The sequence below is a fragment of the Pseudomonas sp. PVC-5-1 genome, from assembly GCF_057444345.1.
In genome coordinates this window covers 5,107,284-5,125,147 of the sequence record NZ_CM172024.1, presented here as the reverse complement: position 1 = coordinate 5,125,147, position 17,864 = coordinate 5,107,284, and the positions used below count along the sequence as shown (strand labels likewise).

Annotated in this window: 16 protein-coding genes; 10 read left to right on the top strand and 6 right to left on the bottom strand. The window is 61.8% G+C overall.

The window, feature by feature from the left end:
• Nucleotides 1-15: 15 nt before the first annotated feature.
• From rplI to AC2T3R_RS23450, 3 genes are all read left to right on the top strand, one after another.
• Entirely contained in the window at nucleotides 16-462 is a 447-nt protein-coding gene (rplI, locus tag AC2T3R_RS23460) for a 50S ribosomal protein L9 (protein ID WP_003249568.1), read from the top strand.
• A gap of 113 nt (nucleotides 463-575) precedes the next feature.
• Entirely contained in the window at nucleotides 576-1,973 is a 1,398-nt protein-coding gene (gene dnaB, locus AC2T3R_RS23455) for a replicative DNA helicase (RefSeq protein WP_015271992.1), read from the top strand.
• Between the two features lie 116 nt (nucleotides 1,974-2,089).
• Nucleotides 2,090-4,390 carry a YgiQ family radical SAM protein gene (locus AC2T3R_RS23450; protein ID WP_013974417.1) on the top strand — a complete coding sequence of 767 codons (2,301 nt, stop codon included), beginning with the start codon at nucleotides 2,090-2,092 and terminating at the stop codon, nucleotides 4,388-4,390.
• Between the two features lie 159 nt (nucleotides 4,391-4,549).
• Here AC2T3R_RS23450 and AC2T3R_RS23445 read toward each other — a convergent pair whose 3' ends face one another.
• A complete protein-coding gene (locus AC2T3R_RS23445; RefSeq protein WP_023660590.1) occupies nucleotides 4,550-5,137 on the bottom strand; it encodes a cytokinin riboside 5'-monophosphate phosphoribohydrolase in 588 nt (195 codons plus the stop codon).
• Between the two features lie 349 nt (nucleotides 5,138-5,486).
• Here AC2T3R_RS23445 and azu point away from each other — a divergent pair, with 349 nt between their 5' ends.
• A complete protein-coding gene (azu, locus tag AC2T3R_RS23440) occupies nucleotides 5,487-5,936 on the top strand; it encodes an azurin (protein ID WP_015271990.1) in 450 nt (149 codons plus the stop codon).
• Nucleotides 5,937-6,015: 79 nt separating this feature from the next.
• On the opposite strand, the gene nadE is transcribed toward azu, so the two are convergent.
• Both nadE and pncB read right to left on the bottom strand, forming a co-directional pair.
• Entirely contained in the window at nucleotides 6,016-6,843 is an 828-nt protein-coding gene (gene nadE, locus AC2T3R_RS23435) for an ammonia-dependent NAD(+) synthetase (RefSeq protein ID WP_013974414.1), read from the bottom strand.
• Nucleotides 6,844-6,846: 3 nt separating this feature from the next.
• On the bottom strand, nucleotides 6,847-8,052 hold the full coding sequence (gene pncB, locus AC2T3R_RS23430; RefSeq protein WP_410952259.1) for a nicotinate phosphoribosyltransferase: 1,206 nt from the start codon (nucleotides 8,050-8,052) through the stop codon (nucleotides 6,847-6,849).
• A gap of 523 nt (nucleotides 8,053-8,575) precedes the next feature.
• Between pncB and AC2T3R_RS23425 the strand changes: the two genes are divergently transcribed.
• From AC2T3R_RS23425 to AC2T3R_RS23400, 6 genes are all read left to right on the top strand, one after another.
• On the top strand, nucleotides 8,576-9,712 hold the full coding sequence (locus tag AC2T3R_RS23425; protein WP_013974412.1) for a branched-chain amino acid ABC transporter substrate-binding protein: 1,137 nt from the start codon (nucleotides 8,576-8,578) through the stop codon (nucleotides 9,710-9,712).
• 156 nt (nucleotides 9,713-9,868) lie between these two features.
• Nucleotides 9,869-10,783 carry an ABC transporter permease subunit gene (locus tag AC2T3R_RS23420; protein WP_013974411.1) on the top strand — a complete coding sequence of 305 codons (915 nt, stop codon included), beginning with the start codon at nucleotides 9,869-9,871 and terminating at the stop codon, nucleotides 10,781-10,783.
• Nucleotides 10,784-10,785: 2 nt separating this feature from the next.
• The gene (livM, locus tag AC2T3R_RS23415; protein WP_015271987.1) at nucleotides 10,786-12,087 is read left to right on the top strand and encodes a high-affinity branched-chain amino acid ABC transporter permease LivM; all 1,302 of its coding nucleotides are present in this window, start codon (nucleotides 10,786-10,788) and stop codon (nucleotides 12,085-12,087) included.
• Nucleotides 12,084-12,959 (top strand): ATP-binding cassette domain-containing protein, encoded by an 876-nt coding sequence (locus AC2T3R_RS23410; RefSeq protein WP_025340815.1) that lies wholly within the window; start codon nucleotides 12,084-12,086, stop codon nucleotides 12,957-12,959. Before livM ends, AC2T3R_RS23410 begins: the two co-directional genes overlap by 4 nt.
• Nucleotides 12,956-13,672 (top strand): ABC transporter ATP-binding protein, encoded by a 717-nt coding sequence (locus AC2T3R_RS23405; RefSeq protein WP_015271986.1) that lies wholly within the window; start codon nucleotides 12,956-12,958, stop codon nucleotides 13,670-13,672. The genes AC2T3R_RS23410 and AC2T3R_RS23405 overlap by 4 nt, the downstream gene beginning before the upstream one ends.
• Before the next feature lie 696 nt (nucleotides 13,673-14,368).
• Nucleotides 14,369-15,136 (top strand): SDR family oxidoreductase, encoded by a 768-nt coding sequence (locus tag AC2T3R_RS23400; protein WP_003259040.1) that lies wholly within the window; start codon nucleotides 14,369-14,371, stop codon nucleotides 15,134-15,136.
• A 116-nt stretch (nucleotides 15,137-15,252) separates the two neighbouring features.
• Here the strand turns inward: AC2T3R_RS23400 and AC2T3R_RS23395 are convergent, their stop codons facing one another.
• The 3 genes from AC2T3R_RS23395 to AC2T3R_RS23385 all read right to left on the bottom strand — a co-directional run bounded on the left by AC2T3R_RS23395 (nucleotide 15,253) and on the right by AC2T3R_RS23385 (nucleotide 17,672).
• Entirely contained in the window at nucleotides 15,253-16,350 is a 1,098-nt protein-coding gene (locus AC2T3R_RS23395) for an AGE family epimerase/isomerase (RefSeq protein WP_015271985.1), read from the bottom strand.
• A gap of 114 nt (nucleotides 16,351-16,464) precedes the next feature.
• A complete protein-coding gene (locus AC2T3R_RS23390; RefSeq protein ID WP_023662510.1) occupies nucleotides 16,465-17,097 on the bottom strand; it encodes a TetR family transcriptional regulator in 633 nt (210 codons plus the stop codon).
• Nucleotides 17,098-17,219: 122 nt separating this feature from the next.
• Nucleotides 17,220-17,672, bottom strand: coding sequence for a phage infection protein (locus tag AC2T3R_RS23385; RefSeq protein WP_280168208.1), 453 nt, complete (start codon nucleotides 17,670-17,672; stop codon nucleotides 17,220-17,222).
• Between the last annotated feature and the right edge of the window lie 192 nt (nucleotides 17,673-17,864).

Below are 17,864 nucleotides of genomic sequence, written 5' to 3'. Positions count from 1 at the left end.
AAGAGGTTTTACCAAATGGAACTGATCCTGCTGGAAAAAGTCGCTAACCTGGGCAACCTGGGCGACAAAGTAAAGGTTAAGGCTGGTTACGGCCGTAACTTCCTGCTGCCATTCGGCAAGGCCACCGTTGCCAACGCCGCCAACCTGGCTGCGTTCGAAGAGCGTCGCGCCGAGCTGGAAAAAGCAGCTGCTGACAAGAAAGCTTCGGCTGAAAGCCGCGCTGCCCAACTGGCCGAGCTGGAAGTGACCATCACTGCCACCGCTGGCGACGAAGGCAAGCTGTTCGGTTCGATCGGCACCCACGACATCGCTGACGCCCTGACCGCCTCCGGCGTTGAAGTGGCCAAGGCTGAAGTTCGTCTGCCGAACGGCACCATCCGTCAGGTTGGCGAATACGACGTAGCCGTGCACCTGCACAGCGACGTTGAAGCCACCGTACGCGTGGTCGTCGTAGCTGCCTAAGCTGCGCTGACTGTCTGGCTCCTTGTGGGGCAGGCGGTTAACATCGGGCACGGTCCTGTTTTCGACAGGCCGTGCCCTTTGTCTTTTTCATCCTCCAGAATTCTTTCGTGGCCATGAACGAGATCACCACTTCCGAACAGCTTGACCTGCAAACCGCAGCCCTGAAGGTGCCGCCGCATTCCATCGAGGCCGAACAGGCCGTGCTCGGTGGCCTGATGCTGGACAACAACGCCTGGGAGCGGGTGCTGGACCAGGTATCGGATGGCGACTTCTACCGGCATGACCACCGCCTGATCTTCCGTGCCGTGCACAAGTTGGCCGACGCCAACCAGCCATTCGACGTGGTGACCCTGCACGAGCAGTTGGACAAGGAAGGCCTTTCTTCGCAAGTCGGTGGGTTGGCGTACCTGGCCGAGCTGGCCAAGAACACCCCGTCGGTGGCCAACATCAAGGCCTACGCCGCGATCATTCGCGAGCGCGCCACCCTGCGCCAGCTGATCAGCATCAGTACCGATATCGCCGACAACGCGTTCAACCCGCAAGGGCGCAACGCCGAAGAAATTCTCGACGACGCCGAGCGGCAGATCTTCCAGATTGCCGAGGCTCGCCCGAAAACCGGCGGCCCGGTGGGTGTCAACGAACTGTTGACCATGGCCATCGACCGCATCGACACGCTGTTCAACTCCGACAGTGACATCACCGGCGTATCGACCGGTTTCACCGACCTCGACGAGAAGACCAGCGGCCTGCAGCCAGCCGACCTGATCATCGTCGCCGGCCGACCGTCGATGGGTAAGACCACTTTCGCCATGAACCTGGTGGAAAACGCCGTACTGCGTACCGACAAGGCGGTACTGGTGTTCTCCCTCGAGATGCCAGGTGAATCGCTGATCATGCGTATGCTCTCGTCCCTTGGCCGTATCGACCAGACCAAGGTGCGTTCCGGCCAGCTGGACGACGATGACTGGCCGCGCCTGACCTCGGCTGTGAACCTGCTCAACGACCGCAAGCTTTTCATCGACGATACTGCCGGTATCAGCCCCTCTGAAATGCGCGCGCGTACCCGTCGCCTGGCCCGCGAGCACGGCGAAATCGCCATGATCATGGTCGATTACCTGCAGCTGATGCAGATCCCGGGTTCGGCCGGTGACAACCGGACCAACGAGATTTCCGAGATCTCCCGCTCGCTCAAGGCTTTGGCCAAGGAATTCAACTGCCCGGTCATCGCCCTGTCGCAGCTGAACCGCTCCCTGGAACAGCGCCCGAACAAACGCCCGGTGAACTCTGACTTGCGTGAATCCGGTGCGATCGAGCAGGACGCCGACGTGATCATGTTCGTCTACCGCGATGAGGTGTACCACCCTGAGACCGAGCACAAGGGCGTGGCGGAAATCATCATCGGTAAGCAGCGTAACGGCCCCATCGGCTTCGTGCGCCTGGCGTTCATCGGCAAGTACACCCGCTTCGAGAACCTTGCGCCGGGCATGTACAACTTCGACGACGACGAATAAGCCACCGGCCTCATCGCCGGCCAGCCATGAATCCGACAACCATCGTCGGATTTGGTCAAAATTTGTGCTATATTCCGCGCCCGCGATTTCCCTGCACACCAGAACCGGTCACTGACATGCAAGCAGCCAAACCACTCTACGACTATCCCAAGTACTGGGCCGAATGCTTCGGGCCAGCACCTTTCCTGCCGATGAGCAGGGAGGAGATGGATCTGCTCGGCTGGGATTCCTGCGACATCATCATCGTGACCGGTGATGCCTACGTCGACCACCCGTCGTTCGGCATGGCCATCATCGGCCGCCTGCTGGAGGCCCAGGGCTTCCGCGTGGGCATCATCGCCCAGCCGAACTGGCAGTCGAAAGACGACTTCATGAAGCTCGGCGAACCGAACCTGTTCTTCGGTGTGGCCGCGGGCAACATGGACTCGATGATCAACCGCTACACCGCGGACAAGAAGATCCGTTCCGACGACGCCTACACCCCTGGTGGCCTGGCCGGCAAGCGTCCGGACCGTGCCAGCCTGGTGTACAGCCAGCGCTGCAAGGAAGCCTACAAGCACGTGCCGATCGTACTGGGCGGCATTGAGGCTTCGCTGCGCCGCATCGCCCACTACGACTACTGGCAGGACAAGGTCCGCCACTCGATCCTTATCGACGCCAGCGCCGACATCCTGCTGTTCGGCAACGCCGAGCGCGCGGTGGTCGAGGTGGCCCAGCGCCTGTCCAACGGCGAGAAGATCGAGACCATCACCGATGTGCGCGGCACTGCTTTCGTGCGTCGCGACACGCCTCAGGGCTGGTACGAGATCGATTCGACCCGCATCGACCGCCCGGGCCGCGTCGACAAGATCATCAACCCGTACGTGAATACCCAGGACACCCAGGCCTGTGCCATCGAGCAGGCCAAGGGCGACCAGGAGGACCCGAACGAAGCCAAGGTCGTACAGATTCTCGATAGCCCGAGCATGACCCGGGAAAAGTCGGTGATCCGCCTGCCGTCGTTCGAAAAGGTGCGTAACGACCCGGTACTCTATGCCCATGCCAACCGGGTGCTGCACCTGGAGACCAACCCGGGCAACGCCCGCGCCCTGGTACAGAAGCATGGCGAAGTGGATGTGTGGTTCAACCCGCCACCCATCCCCATGAGCACCGAGGAAATGGACTACGTGTTCGGCATGCCCTATGCCCGTGTGCCGCACCCGGCCTACGGCAAGGAGCGCATTCCGGCCTACGAGATGATCCGCTTCTCGGTGAACATCATGCGTGGCTGCTTCGGTGGCTGCACCTTCTGCTCGATCACCGAGCACGAAGGCCGCATCATCCAGAACCGCTCGCACGAGTCGATCCTGCACGAAATCGAAGAGATGCGTGACAAGGTGCCGGGCTTCACCGGCGTGGTCTCCGACCTTGGCGGCCCGACTGCCAACATGTACCGCATCGCCTGCAAGAGCCATGACATCGAGAAGCACTGCCGCAAGCCGTCGTGCGTATTCCCGGGCATCTGCGAAAACCTCAACACCGACCACAGCTCGCTGATCGAGCTGTACCGCAAGGCTCGTGCCCTGCCGGGTGTGAAGAAGATCCTGATTGCCTCTGGCCTGCGTTATGACCTGGCGGTGGAGTCGCCGGAGTACGTCAAGGAGCTGGTCACCCACCATGTCGGTGGTTACCTGAAGATTGCCCCTGAGCACACCGAGCGTGGCCCGCTGGACAAGATGATGAAGCCGGGTATTGGCACCTATGACCGCTTCAAGCGCATGTTCGAGAAGTTCTCGAAAGAGGCGGGCAAGGAGCAGTATCTGATCCCGTACTTCATCGCCGCCCACCCAGGCACCACCGACGAAGACATGATGAACCTGGCCCTGTGGCTGAAGGGCAACGGCTTCCGTGCCGACCAGGTGCAGGCGTTTTACCCGTCGCCGATGGCTTCGGCCACGGCCATGTACCACTCGGGCAAGAACCCGCTGCGTAAGGTGACCTACAAGAGCGAGGGTGTGGAGATCGTCAAGAGCGAGGAGCAGCGTCGTCTGCACAAGGCGTTCTTGCGTTACCACGATCCGAAGGGCTGGCCGATGCTGCGTGAGGCGCTGCAGCGCATGGGCCGTGCCGACCTGATCGGGCCGGGCAAGCACCAGCTGATCCCGCTGCACCAGCCGCAGACCGATACCTACCAGAGTGCTCGCCGCAAGAACTCGACCCCGGCGGGTAGCCACAAGGTGGGCAAGGAGCAGAAGGTCCTTACCCAGCACACCGGCCTGCCGCCGCGTGGCAGTGATGGCAGCAAACCGTGGGACAAGCGTGAAAAAGCCAAGGCCGAAGCGTTTGCGCGTAACCAGCAGGCGGCCAAGGAGCGCAAGGAAGCGGCCAAGGGTGGCAAAGGCAACAAGAAGCCGCGTCAGCCAGTGATCCCGCGTTAACTGGGCGATTCTTGGGGCTGCTTTGCAGCCCATCGCGACACAAGGCCGCTCCTACAATGACCGTGCAAACCCGACAATTCCGGGGGGGGGGGCTCGCGGTCGGTGTAGGAGCGGCCTTGTGTCGCGATGGACCGCAAAGCGGTCCTAAAAATCTCAGCTTCAGTCAGGCTTCTTGTCGACCCACTTCGGCGCCACCGGCGCAACAAAGCTGTCCATCCCGTCCAGCAGCTCATCGGGCTGCTGCCCCAGCAGCAACATCGCCCGATGCTGCGGCCGCACGAAGCCTTCTTCGACGATATGGTCGAGGAACCCGCCCAGCTTCTCGTAGAAACCGTTCACATCCAGCAGCCCCAGCGGCTTGGCGTGATAGCCCAATTGCCCCCAGGTCCATACCTCGAACAACTCCTCCAGCGTACCCAGCCCACCGGGCAGGGCGATAAAGGCGTCGCTCAGTTCGGCCATGCGTGCCTTGCGCGCGTGCATGCCGTCGACCACTTCCAGGCGGCTGAGGCCCTTGTGGCCGATTTCGGCATTCATGAGGCTCTCGGGGATGATTCCGATCACTTCGCCACCGGCCGCCATGGCCGCGTCAGCGACGGTGCCCATCAGGCCAACTGCGCCGCCGCCATAGACCAGGGTCAGGCCGCGACGGGCTATCGCCTGGCCCAGCGCGATGGCCGCTTCACGGTAAGCGGGGTTGGCACCAATGCTGGCGCCGCAGAACACACAAACGGAACGTACGGGCATTGCTCATCTCCAGTCACTCAGGCTGACAGGGTAAGGCCCATGTCCTACAGTTCCAAGGCTGGTTTCACTCCGGTCGGGAGAATTCGCAGATGGCGCCGGTCGCTCCATGGGCGTAGGCCGCCAGCAGGCTGTTCATCAGGCTACCAAGGGTCATTTCGTATTGCTCCTAAATGAGAGGTTGTCCCATCGTCCAATAAAAGGGCATGATGTGCCCTTGAATTGGTTGTATACAATCCATTGAACAATTCTACTGGCTGGCCTCTTGACAGCCCCTTGACCCATATCAGCAAGGGGCTGAACGGTTTCAGGCAGTCTCGCAATTGATAAAACCCTGCCAAGGAGATTCATGATGTTTGCGAAAGCTGTAGCGGTATCCCTGCTGACCCTCGCCAGCGCTTCTGTCTTCGCAGCCGAGTGCTCGGTGACTGTCGACTCCACCGACCAGATGTCCTACAACACCAAGGAAATCACCGTCGACAAGAGCTGCAAGGAATTCACCGTCAAACTGACCCATTCCGGCAACCTGCCGAAGAACGTCATGGGCCACAACCTGGTGATCAGCAAGACTGCCGACATGCAGGGCATTGCCACCGAAGGCATGAGCCAGGGTCTGGAAAAGGACTACATCAAGGCTGACAACGCCGCGATCATCGCCCACACCAAGATGATTGGTGCTCCTGAGAAGGAGACCGAGGTGAAGTTCGACGCTACCAAGCTGGAAGCCGGTGGCGACTACAGCTTCTTCTGCACCTTCCCGGGCCACATCTCGATGATGAAGGGCAAGGTCGTCGTCAAGTAATCAAAGGCTGACGGTGAACCCTGTGGGAGCGGGTTCACCGGGGCGCCGAACCGCTCCCACAGGTCTTTCTACAGCCTGATCAAGGGGCGAACGGCAGTTCGCGCTTGTGCTGGGTCTTGCGGTAGGTGGCGACGATAATGTCGAACGCTTCCTGGTCAACCGGCTGCCCATGCAGGAAGGCATCGATCTGCTGGTAGGTCACGCCATGGGAGGCTTCGTCCGGCTTGCCCGGTGCCAGGTCTTCCAGGTCCGCAGTCGGCACCTTCTCCACCAGTGACTCCGGCGCACCGAAGCTGCGCGCAATCGCCCGCACCTGGTTCTTCACCAGCCCGCTCAGCGGCGCCAGGTCGCAGGCACCATCACCGAACTTGGTAAAGAAGCCCATCACTGCCTCGGCGGCGTGGTCGGTGCCGATCACCAGGCCTGCGCGGGCACCGGCGATGGTGTACTGGGCGACCATGCGGGTGCGTGCCTTGACGTTGCCGACCACGAAGTCCACCAGCGTCGGCGAGCCGTTCTTCAACTCCACCACTTCAGCCGCAAGCGCCCGTACTGCCGGGGCGATATCCACGGTGTGCACTTCGTCGGCCTTGATCACTTCCAGGCACGCCTGGGCGTCATGCTCGTCATGCTGGACCTGGTACGGTAGGCGTACGGCGATGAATGTATAGGCCTTGTCACCGGTTTCGGCGCGCAGCTCGTTGATGGCGCGCTGAGCGAGCAGGGCGGCGGTCAGTGAGTCGACGCCGCCGCTGATGCCCAGCACCAGGGTCTTGAGCCGGGCGTTGGCCAGGCAATCCTTGATGAACGCCACGCGCCGGGCCACTTCGGCCTCGAGCGCGGCGGCGTCGGCGAACGGCGGCTGTACCTTCAGTGCCTGGGCAATCTCTTGCTGAACCGCTTGCATGGGTTACTCCTTGCTGGGGACTTTGAATACATGGCGCATGTAGGCGACGAAGTTCTCGTCGCGGCATTGGGTCTTGGCGGCTTCGTCCGAGATCTTCGCCACCGGCGCGCCGTTGCAGTCGGTCATTTTAAGCACGATGCTCATCGGGGCCACACCCGGGATGTCGCAAGTCAGGTTGGTGCCAATGCCAAAGCTGACGTTGATGCGACCGCGCAGGGCTCGGAAGATTTCCAGCGAGCGGGTCAGGTTGAGACCGTCGGAAAACACCAGGGTCTTGGTCATCGGGTCGATACCCAGTTTCTGGTAATGGGCAATGGCTTTTTCCGCCCATGCCACCGGTTCGCCCGAGTCGTGGCGCAGGCCGTCGAACAGCTTGGCGAAGTACAGGTCGAAATCGCCAAGGAAGGCATCCATGGTGATGCAGTCGGTCAGGGCGATACCGAGCAGGCCGCGGTACTCGCGCACCCAGCAGTCCAGCGCGGCGATCTGGCTGTCGATCAGTCGCGGGCCGAGTTGCTGGTGGGCCATGATCCATTCATGAGCCATGGTACCCAGCGGCTTGATATCCAGTTTCCATGCCAGGTCGACGTTGCTGGTACCGACGAAGCGGCCCGGGAAATCGTCGCGCAGCACACGCACCACTTCTTCCTGCACACGGCTGGAAAAGCGCCGGCGGGTGCCGAAGTCAGCCACCTGCAGTTCGGCCAGTTCATCGTCGCTGGCATGTGCGCGCAGCCAGTCGAACTTGCGGTACAGCTGGTCGCGGGCCTCGGCCAGGCGCATGCGCGGGTGCAGATGGCGGTTGCGCACTTCGCTGATGATCGCCAGCAGCGGCACTTCGAACAGGATCACATGCAGCCACGGACCTTTCAGGCGCAGGAACAGCTGGTCGTTATCTATCCCCAGGCGTACGTAGCGCAGGTTGAAGCGGAACAGGCGCAGAAAGCGCAGGAAATCTGGCTTGAGAAAGCTGATGCGTTCGAGAAAGGCCAGCTGGCCATCATCCAGGGTGAGGTCGCTGAGCAGTTCTAGCTGGTTGCGGATCTCGCCGAGGTATGGGCGCAGGTCCTCGCCGTTGCGACAGCGGAATTCCCATTCGACGTCGGCATCCGGGTAGTTGTGCAGCACGCCCTGCATCATGGTGAGTTTGTAGAAGTCGGTGTCGAGCAGGTTGTGCACGATGCGCTCGGCGAATGCGCTCTCGCTCATCAATGGGGCTCCGGAAGCGGCGAATGGCGGACATTGTGCCAGCCTTTTGCGCCTCGTGTGGCTGTTCCGGCCTCTTCGCGGGCTTGCCCGCTCCCACAGGAACACCTCCGAGCTCAGGAACGGTGCAATACCTGTGGGAGCGGGCGAGCCCGCGAAGAGGCCGGATCTGCCAAAACCGCGTGTTTTTTCGTGCACCAGCTAGCCTTGAAACGGTGCCGCTTGTAGCAGTCGCGCACCAGCTGTGTGCAGTTCGGTGACGTCCGCTGTTACAGGGCGGTTGCACGTAAACACTTGCCAGGGTTGCAATGATGGCACTCGACGGTTGCTCCTTGTCTGTACGTCTGGTGGCGCCTGCCGCGTGGCAGACGGTTGCACGCTCAATAAAGAAAAGGCCGTCGGTCGCCTGCAGGCAACCTGCGCAGTGTGTTTTGCCGGAAGACAAAACCTATGGCACGGCCCTTGCTCTGAGCACAGGGCTGAGAAGTTGTAGTGCCAACCAAAAAAACTCTAGGAGCACCACCTCATGTCGCAGACGTTTTACAAGAAAGGTTTCCTGGCTCTGGCCGTAGCTACGGCACTGGGTGTTTCTTCGTATGTTCAGGCCGACGTCAAGATCGGTGTAGCGGGCCCGATGACCGGGGCTAACGCAGCGTTTGGCGAGCAGTACATGAAAGGTGCGCAGGCAGCGGCCGACAAGATCAACGCCGCCGGTGGCGTGAATGGCGAGAAAATCGTGCTGGTCAAGGGCGATGACGCCTGCGAGCCGAAACAGGCCGTGGCCGTGGCCAACCGCCTGGTCGATCAGGACAAGGTGATTGGCGTGGTAGGCCACTTCTGTTCTTCCAACACCATCCCGGCCTCCGAGGTGTATGACGAGGCTGGCGTCATCGCCATCACCCCGGGCTCCACCAACCCACAGGTTACCGAGCGCGGTCTGGGCGCCATGTTCCGCATGTGCGGCCGTGACGACCAGCAGGGCATCGTCGCCGGCGATTACATCGTCGACGTGCTCAAGGGCAAGAAAGTCGCGGTGCTGCACGACAAGGACACCTACGGCCAAGGCCTGGCCGACGCGACCAAGGCACAGCTGGAAAAACGCGGCGTCAAGCCGGTGCTGTACGAAGGCCTGACCCGCGGCGAGAAGGACTTCAGTGCCGTGGTCACCAAGATCCGTTCCACCGGTGCCGACGTTGTCTACTTCGGCGGCCTGCACCCGGAAGCCGGCCCGCTGGTACGCCAGCTGCGCGAGCAGGGCCTGAAGGACGTCAAGTTCATGTCCGATGACGGCATCGTCACCGACGAACTGGTGTCCACCGCTGGCGGCGCGCAATACGTCGATGGCGTGTACATGACCTTCGGCGCCGACCCGCGTCTGCTGCCGGACAGCAAGGCGGTGGTTGAGGAGTTCCGCAAGGCCGGTACCGAACCTGAAGGCTACACCCTGTACGCCTATGCCTCGCTGCAGGCCCTGGCTGCCGCGTTCAACGGCGCCAAGTCGAACAAGGGCGAAGACGCTGCCAAGTGGCTCAAGGCCAACCCGGTGAAGACCGTCATGGGCGAGAAAAAGTGGGACTCGAAGGGTGACCTGACCGTGTCCGACTACGTGGTCTACCAGTGGGATGCCCAAGGCAAGTACCACCAGCTGGAAAAACAAAAATAACAATGGCCCACGGCCCGGGCGCGTCAGCCCCCGGGCCAAAGCCCCGCGGTACCTGTCTTTATCCGTAGATCTGCACAGTACTGCGCTGCGAGGGCCGCTTGTTCCAGGCCCGCCGTGGTCGGCGCTCGTGCAATCTCAATCAGGTGAGATTGCGTTATGGATGGTATTTTCCTGCAGCAACTGGTCAACGGCCTGACCCTCGGGTCGGTCTATGGCCTGATCGCCATCGGCTACACAATGGTCTATGGCATCATCGGCATGATCAACTTCGCGCACGGCGAGGTGTACATGATTTCCGCGTACCTCGCGGCGATCAGCCTGGCATTGCTGGCTTATTTCGGTATCGAGTCGTTCCCCCTGTTGATGCTGGGCACCCTGTTGTTCACCATCGTCGTCACCGGCGTGTACGGCTTCACCATCGAACGCATCGCCTACAAACCCCTGCGCAACTCCACCCGCCTGGCACCACTGATCAGTGCCATCGGCATCTCGCTGATCCTGCAGAACTACGCGCAGATCAGCCAGGGCGCCCGCCAGCAAGGCGTGCCAACCCTGCTGGAAGGCGCCTGGCGTGTCGAAGTGGGCACCGGCTTCGTGCAACTTACCTACACCAAGATCTTCATCCTGGTGGCAGCCTTCGTTGGCATGGGCCTGCTCACCTATGTGATCAAGTACACCAAGCTCGGCCGCATGTGCCGTGCCACCCAGCAAGACCGCAAGATGGCCTCGATCCTGGGCATCAACACCGACCGGGTGATTTCCTACGTGTTCGTCATCGGTGCGGTTATGGCTGCCCTGGCCGGCGTGCTGATCACCATGAACTACGGCACCTTCGACTTCTACGCCGGCTTCATCATCGGCATCAAGGCATTTACCGCCGCGGTGCTCGGCGGTATCGGCTCGCTGCCTGGCGCCATGCTCGGCGGGATCATCCTGGGCATTTCCGAGTCGCTGTTCTCTGGCCTGATCAACTCCGACTACAAGGACGTGTTCAGCTTCTCGCTGCTGGTGATGATCCTTATCTTCCGCCCACAAGGCCTGCTGGGTCGCCCGCTCGTGGCTAAGGTGTGAACATGTCCATTGCCAAAACTGCCTCTGTTCCTGAAACCAAAAGTTTCGATATCAAACGCAGCCTGCTGGAGACCATCGTCGCCGGCCTGCTGGCACTCATCGTGTTCGGCCCTGTCGTTGGCGTGGTGCTCGACGGCTACACCTTCAACGCCGAGCCGCGGCGTGTGGCCTGGCTGGTTGGCGGGGTGATGCTGGGGCGCTTCCTGCTCAGCCTGTACCTGCAGACGGCCGCCGGCTCGCGCATGCTCCAGGGCTTCGAAAGCGGTGGCTCGGGCGTGCATGTGCGCGCACCGAACTACGTATCGCGGCTGCGCTATATCATCCCGGCGCTGGTGGTGATCGCCATTGTCTTCCCGATCTTCGCCAACAAGTACCTGCTGACCGTGGTCATCCTCGGCCTGATCTACGTGCTGCTGGGCCTGGGGCTGAACATCGTGGTCGGCCTGGCCGGCCTGCTCGACCTGGGCTATGTGGCGTTTTATGCCATCGGCGCATATGGCCTGGCGCTGGGTTATCAGTACCTTGGCCTGGGCTTCTGGAGCGTGCTGCCACTGGCGGCCATAGCTGCGGCGCTGGCGGGGTGCATACTCGGTTTCCCGGTGTTGCGGATGCATGGCGACTACCTGGCGATCGTGACCCTGGGCTTCGGCGAGATCATCCGCCTGGTGCTGAACAACTGGTTGTCGTTCACCGGCGGCCCCAACGGCATGCCGGCACCGGCGCCGACCTTCTTCGGCCTGGAGTTCGGCCGTAGGGCCAAGGACGGTGGGGTACCGATCCACGAGTTCTTCGGCTTCGATTACAACGCCAACCTCAAGTTCGTGTTCATCTACGCGGTGCTATTCATCGTCGTGCTTGCAGTGCTCTACATCAAGCATCGCCTGACCCGCATGCCGGTCGGCCGTGCCTGGGAAGCGCTACGCGAAGACGAGATCGCCTGCCGCTCGATGGGCCTGAACCACGTACTGGTCAAGCTCTCGGCGTTTACCCTGGGTGCCTCCACCGCCGGCTTGGCCGGGGTGTTCTTTGCCACCTACCAGGGCTTCGTCAACCCGTCGTCGTTCACCTTCTTCGAGTCGGCGCTGATCCTCGCCATCGTCGTGCTCGGTGGTATGGGCTCGACCGTAGGCGTGGTGATCGCCGCCTTCGTGCTGACCGTGGCACCCGAGCTGCTGCGCAGCTTCTCCGAATACCGCGTGCTGCTGTTCGGTGTGTTGATGGTGCTGATGATGATCTGGCGACCGCGTGGGCTGATCCGCATCAGCCGTACCGGTGTGACCCCGCGTAAAGGAGTGGCGCCATGAGCGACGATATCATTCTCTCGGTCGACAACCTGATGATGCAGTTCGGTGGCATCAAGGCGCTCAGCGATGTCAGCCTGAAGGTCCGGCGCAACCAGATCTTCGCCCTGATCGGCCCCAACGGTGCGGGCAAGACCACCGTGTTCAACTGCCTGACCGGGTTCTACAAGGCCAGTGGCGGGCGCATCGAGCTGAACGTGCGCGGCAGCCACACCAATGTCATCCAGCTGCTCGGCGAGCGCTTCCAGGTGGCGGACTTCGTCTCGCCGGCGCGCTTTGCCAACCGCATGTACTACAAGATGTTCGGCGGTACCCACCTGGTCAACCGCGCCGGCCTGGCACGCACCTTCCAGAACATTCGCCTGTTCAAGGAAATGTCGGTGGTGGAGAACCTGCTGGTGGCCCAGCACATGTGGGTCAACCGCAACCTGCTGGCCGGGGTGCTCAACACCAAGGCCTACCGCAAGGCCGAGAGCGACGCGTTGGACCACGCGTTCTACTGGCTGGAAGTGGTCGACCTGGTCGATTGCGCCAACCGCCTGGCTGGCGAGTTGTCGTACGGCCAGCAGCGCCGCCTGGAAATCGCCCGGGCCATGTGCACGCGGCCGAAGATCATCTGCCTGGACGAGCCGGCGGCTGGCCTGAACCCACAGGAAACCGAGGCTCTCAGCCGCATGATCCGCGTGCTGCGCGACGAGCACGACATCACCGTGGTGCTGATCGAACACGACATGGGCATGGTCATGAGCATTTCCGACCATATCGTGGTGCTCGACCACGGCAACGTGATTGCCGAAGGCGCGCCGCAGGATATTCGCCACAACCCGACGGTGATCGCCGCCTACCTGGGTGCAGATGAAGAGGAACTGGTATGAGTGCACCCATTCTGGAATTGAAGGACCTGGACGTGTTTTACGGCCCTATCCAGGCGCTGAAGAAAGTCTCGATGCACATCAATGAAGGTGAGACGGTCAGCCTGATCGGCGCCAACGGCGCTGGCAAGTCGACCCTGCTGATGTCGATCTTCGGCCAGCCGCGGGCGGCGTCGGGGCATATCGTGTACCGCGGCACCGACATCACTCGCAAGTCATCGCATTACATTGCCTCCAACGGCATTGCCCAGTCGCCGGAAGGGCGCCGGGTGTTCCCCGACATGACGGTCGAGGAGAACCTGATGATGGGTACCATCCCCATCGGCGACAAGCATGCCGACGAAGACATGCAGCGCATGTACGAGCTGTTCCCGCGCCTGAAAGAGCGGCGTAACCAGAGGGCCATGACCATGTCCGGTGGCGAGCAGCAGATGCTGGCCATTGCTCGCGCGCTGATGAGCCGGCCAAAGTTGTTGCTGCTGGATGAGCCATCGCTGGGGCTGGCGCCGATCGTGGTCAAGCAGATCTTCTCGACCTTGCGTGAACTGGCCAAGACCGGGATGACCATCTTCCTGGTGGAGCAGAACGCCAACCATGCGCTGAAACTGTCGGACCGGGCTTATGTGATGGTCAACGGGCAGATTCGCATGAGCGGGACGGGGCAGGAGCTGTTGGTCAACGAAGAAGTGCGCAACGCCTATCTCGGCGGGCATTGAGTTGCATTCGGGGGCCGCTTTGCGGCCCTTTCGCCGGCAAGCCAGCTCCCACAGGTACTGCACTGCCCTCAGGGCCTGTGTGGTCCCTGTGGGAGCTGGCTTGCCGGCGAAAGGGCTGCAAAGCAGCCCCATTCTCGATGTGGACAACTTCTACCACGCCTCTCCGTTCACGCATCACTACCCCATCCCAAGCCCTTGTTTCCACAGGCCCGATCTTTTCCACGGATAATGTGGAACCGCCTGTGGAAAACATGGTGGCATCTCGCTCAAGCCCTTTGATACCAAGCCCTGCAGCTTCATGATCATTTTTTGATCACAGGCGCCTTGTGGATGGTTTTCCCAGGTTTTTCAAAGCCCTGCATTCATTCCAAGGCTTGCGCAAAACCTGTGGATAACCCTGTGAAAAAACCTTGGACAGACCGCTGCAGACAGCATGCTTGAAAGCCTTGCGCCATCACCGAAAAGATATCCACCGACCACACTTCGCTGAAAGGGTTCCGCACCGTGGACAAGTTGCCCCCAATCCGTGGGGAAAGCCTTGTGGATAACGTGCGCATAGCTGGTGCCGAGCCGTCTGCTGTAAGGGTTTGCCACATATGATCAAAAAATGAACAGTATCCCGGGCGGGTTGCTGCAAGCACGCGGCGCGGGCATGCTGCAAGACTGCCGATGACAATCCACCGTGAGGAACAGAGCATGACGTCCACCGTATTCATCACTGGCGCGACTTCCGGTTTTGGTGAGGCCACTGCCCGCCGTTTTGCCGAAGCTGGTTGGAAGCTGGTGCTCACTGGCCGCCGCAAGGAGCGCCTGGACGCCCTGTGCGCCGAATTGTCGGCCAAGACCGAAGTACACGGCCTGGTGCTCGACGTGCGTGACCGCAAGGCCATGGAGCAGGCCATCGCCAACTTGCCGGCCGGCTTCGACAAGTTGCGCGGCCTGGTCAACAACGCAGGCCTGGCGCTAGGGGTGGACGCGGCGCAGAACTGCAGCCTGGACGACTGGGAAACCATGGTCGATACCAACATCAAGGGCCTGATGTACACCACTCGCCTGCTGCTGCCACGGCTGATCGCCCATGGCCGTGGGGCGTCGATCCTCAACGTAGGTTCCGTGGCGGGCAACTACCCGTACCCAGGCAGCAACGTGTATGGCGGCACCAAGGCCTTCGTCGGCCAGTTCTCGTTGAGCCTGCGCTGCGACCTGCGGGGTACGGGCGTGCGCGTGAGCAATATCGAGCCGGGCCTGTGCGAGAGCGAGTTCTCGCTGGTGCGCTTTGGCGGTGACCAGGCCAAATACGACGCCACCTACGCCGGTGCCGAGCCGATCCAGCCGCAGGACATCGCCGAGACCATCTTCTGGATCCTCAACCAGCCGGCGCATATCAATATCAACAGCCTCGAGCTGATGCCGGTGAGTCAGGACTGGGCAGGGTTCTCGATCGATCGGTCGGCCAAGGCCTGATCAAAAGGCGGGGCCGCTTTGCGGCCCATTCGCAGCACAAGGCTGCTCCTACAGGATTGGCACTGGTTTCAGGTGCGCCGCTTTCCCTGTAGGAGCAGCCTTGTGCTGCGAAAGCGTCAGCCCAGGCGCTGCAACCCTTCCAGGCAAGTCGCCAAGTGGTAGGGTGTAGTCGAAGGCATATCATGCCGGCTGACACTGCCTTGCCCATCCCGGCACTCATACCAGCCCGCCTCACGCAGGAACCGCGTTTCCAGGGCTTGTAACTGCCCGGCAAGCTTGCTCTCGCCCCCTGTCCGCAACACCAGCGCCCGCAGGTATTCCGCCTGTGCCCAGATCCGCTGGGTGGCGTCGAGCACCCGGCCATCCACATCCAGCATCGCCAGCACAGCGGCATCCTTGACCCCGTATTGCTCGGCGTAGCCGAAAGCCCGGTCGATGGACGCATGCAGCGGCGTATCTCGCAGCAGTGGCGAGGTATGCAGGAGGTAGAACCACTCGAACTGGTGCCCCGGCTCGAACCAGTTATCCACAGTGCCGCGTGGCTTTTCCAGCATCAGGCCGTGGGCGGGGTCGATGAAGTGTTCCTGCAGCGCGTCGCACAGGTGCAGCAACGACTGCTGGGCATGCTTGTCGTCACGCACCGCCAGCACCTGCAGGAAGGCTTCGGCCAGGTGCATCTGTGGGTTTTGCAGCGGGCCGCTGCCAAGGTCTGCCCAGTCTTCAGCGAGGCTGGCTTCGTACAGGCCGTCGTCGCGGGCGAACTGCTGGTCGATGATGTCCAGCGCGGCGTTCAGCGTGGACTCCACCAGGTTTTCACGCACCTTGCCCCAGTAGTGCGCACAGGCGAAGACGATGAACGCGTGGGTGTAGAGGTCCTTGCGCCGGTCCAGCGGTTTGCCCTGGGCGTCGATGCTGTAGAACCAGCCGCCGTGTTCGGCGTCGTGGAAGTGCTTCTGCAGCGAGCGGAACAAGGCCGCCGCACGCTCGGCTGCGCCCGGTTGCCCGATGCGGCTGCTGAACAGGTAAAGCTGCCTTGCGCAGGCCATGGCCCGGTAGCGCTGCACCGGCAATGGCTGGTGCTGGGCGTCCAGGGCCTCGTAAGGCAGGGCCATGTCGGCGTTCCAGCCCGGGCCTTGCCACAACGGCACGATGCGTTCGGCGAAGTGCTGGTTGAAGCGGGCCAGTTCGGGCAGGGTGGGGCGGGGGTCGGACATTTCGGCGCTCGTCGCTGTCGGGCAGGGCGCCATGGTAGCAGAACTGGGGTTGTGGGTAGCCTGTGCCGGCCTCTTCGCGGGCATGCCCGCGAAGAGGCCAGTACAGCCTACCGATCAGCTCGGGTTGCCGAGCCCCTGCCAATGCCGCGCCCCCACGAAGATGAAGCGCAACTGCTGGGTGATCTTTTCCTGCGGCGTCAGCGCCTGTGGATAACCCGCTTCGGGGCTGTCGATAAGCTCGGGTAGGGTGGCGAACACGGTCTTCACCACCAGGTCGGCCATCACCGCCAGCGCGGCGCTGTCCAGGTGCTGCCAGCGCTTCATCCGCGCCAGATCAGTGGCCAGGTCGTCGCTGATGTCCTGTCGCAGGCGGGCGATGGCCTGGCGTACGGCCTGCGAACCGCCGTACTGCTCACGGGCGAGGAACAGGAACTGCGCACGGTGGGCCGCGACCACGTCAAGGAAGATGCGCACCGACGCGTCGGTGATGCCGCCCAGTTCGAATTCGTTGTGGCGCACCAGGCGGATGGTCTGGCGGAAGGTGGTGTCGACCTCGGCAACCAGGGCCAGGCCCAAGGCGTCCATGTCGGAAAAATGCCGGTAAAAGCCGGTGGGTACGATGCCGGCCGTCTTTGCCACTTCGCGCAGGCTGATACTGCCGAAACCACGGCCACTCTCCATGAGCTGGCAGGCAGCATCGAGCAGGGCCTGGCGGGTCTGTAGCTTCTGTTCGGCGCGCGGCAGCATGGTGCGGGCTTCTATGGCGGTAAGGCTGGGCACTCTAGTTAAAAAAACAAAGCCCGGTCAATGGACCGGGCCTGGAGGGGAGCTGGCGTTGTGACATAGGTTGTTCTTTTCGGTCATGGCGATCAGCTCACACGGCTGATTTCAACCAGGCGATCGGAACCACCCTCGGCAACACGGCCAGTACGTTCGATCAGGCGATCGGAGCCACCCTCGGCAACGCGGCCAGTACGTTCGATCAGGCGATCGGAACCACCCTCGGCGACGCGGCCAGTACGTTCGATCAGGCGATCGGAGCCACCCTCGGCAACGCGGCCAGTACGTTCGATCAGGCGATCGGAGCCACCTTCGGCAACGCGGCCACTACGTTCGATCAGGCGATCGGAGCCACCTTCGGCAACGCGGGCACTACGTTCGATCAGGCGATCAGCACCACCTTCAGCAACGGTCTTCAGCGGCTGGGCGATTTCAGCAGCGCTGGAGCGCGATTCGGCGGTCAGGTGTTGCTCGTCGGCTGGCAGGGCAAAAGCGTTGGCAGCCAGGATGGACAGGGTCAGGGTCAGCAGATGGCGTTTCATGATTTCGGTGCTCCTCTCGGGGGCTGGAAAGTGGGTACGGAGCCAATGCTACGCCGCGTAACGCCAGAGAGAAGTTCATACGGGTAATGGTAACAATCGACCGTATTGATAGAGATTTTAAACTGCTCTAGAAAGCACTTTACAGACCGTTAGATGGCAATTTGATGGTGCCTTTTGCAGGTAACACGCACG

Coding starts and splice junctions, on each gene's coding strand:
- rplI (WP_003249568.1), top strand. CDS start 16: ATGGAACTGATCCTGCTGGAAAAAGTCGCTAACCTGGGCAACCTGGGC.
- dnaB (WP_015271992.1), top strand. CDS start 576: ATGAACGAGATCACCACTTCCGAACAGCTTGACCTGCAAACCGCAGCC.
- AC2T3R_RS23450 (WP_013974417.1), top strand. CDS start 2,090: ATGCAAGCAGCCAAACCACTCTACGACTATCCCAAGTACTGGGCCGAA.
- AC2T3R_RS23445 (WP_023660590.1), bottom strand. CDS start 5,137: ATGCCCGTACGTTCCGTTTGTGTGTTCTGCGGCGCCAGCATTGGTGCC.
- azu (WP_015271990.1), top strand. CDS start 5,487: ATGTTTGCGAAAGCTGTAGCGGTATCCCTGCTGACCCTCGCCAGCGCT.
- nadE (WP_013974414.1), bottom strand. CDS start 6,843: ATGCAAGCGGTTCAGCAAGAGATTGCCCAGGCACTGAAGGTACAGCCG.
- pncB (WP_410952259.1), bottom strand. CDS start 8,052: ATGAGCGAGAGCGCATTCGCCGAGCGCATCGTGCACAACCTGCTCGAC.
- AC2T3R_RS23425 (WP_013974412.1), top strand. CDS start 8,576: ATGTCGCAGACGTTTTACAAGAAAGGTTTCCTGGCTCTGGCCGTAGCT.
- AC2T3R_RS23420 (WP_013974411.1), top strand. CDS start 9,869: ATGGATGGTATTTTCCTGCAGCAACTGGTCAACGGCCTGACCCTCGGG.
- livM (WP_015271987.1), top strand. CDS start 10,786: ATGTCCATTGCCAAAACTGCCTCTGTTCCTGAAACCAAAAGTTTCGAT.
- AC2T3R_RS23410 (WP_025340815.1), top strand. CDS start 12,084: ATGAGCGACGATATCATTCTCTCGGTCGACAACCTGATGATGCAGTTC.
- AC2T3R_RS23405 (WP_015271986.1), top strand. CDS start 12,956: ATGAGTGCACCCATTCTGGAATTGAAGGACCTGGACGTGTTTTACGGC.
- AC2T3R_RS23400 (WP_003259040.1), top strand. CDS start 14,369: ATGACGTCCACCGTATTCATCACTGGCGCGACTTCCGGTTTTGGTGAG.
- AC2T3R_RS23395 (WP_015271985.1), bottom strand. CDS start 16,350: ATGTCCGACCCCCGCCCCACCCTGCCCGAACTGGCCCGCTTCAACCAG.
- AC2T3R_RS23390 (WP_023662510.1), bottom strand. CDS start 17,097: ATGCTGCCGCGCGCCGAACAGAAGCTACAGACCCGCCAGGCCCTGCTC.
- AC2T3R_RS23385 (WP_280168208.1), bottom strand. CDS start 17,672: ATGAAACGCCATCTGCTGACCCTGACCCTGTCCATCCTGGCTGCCAAC.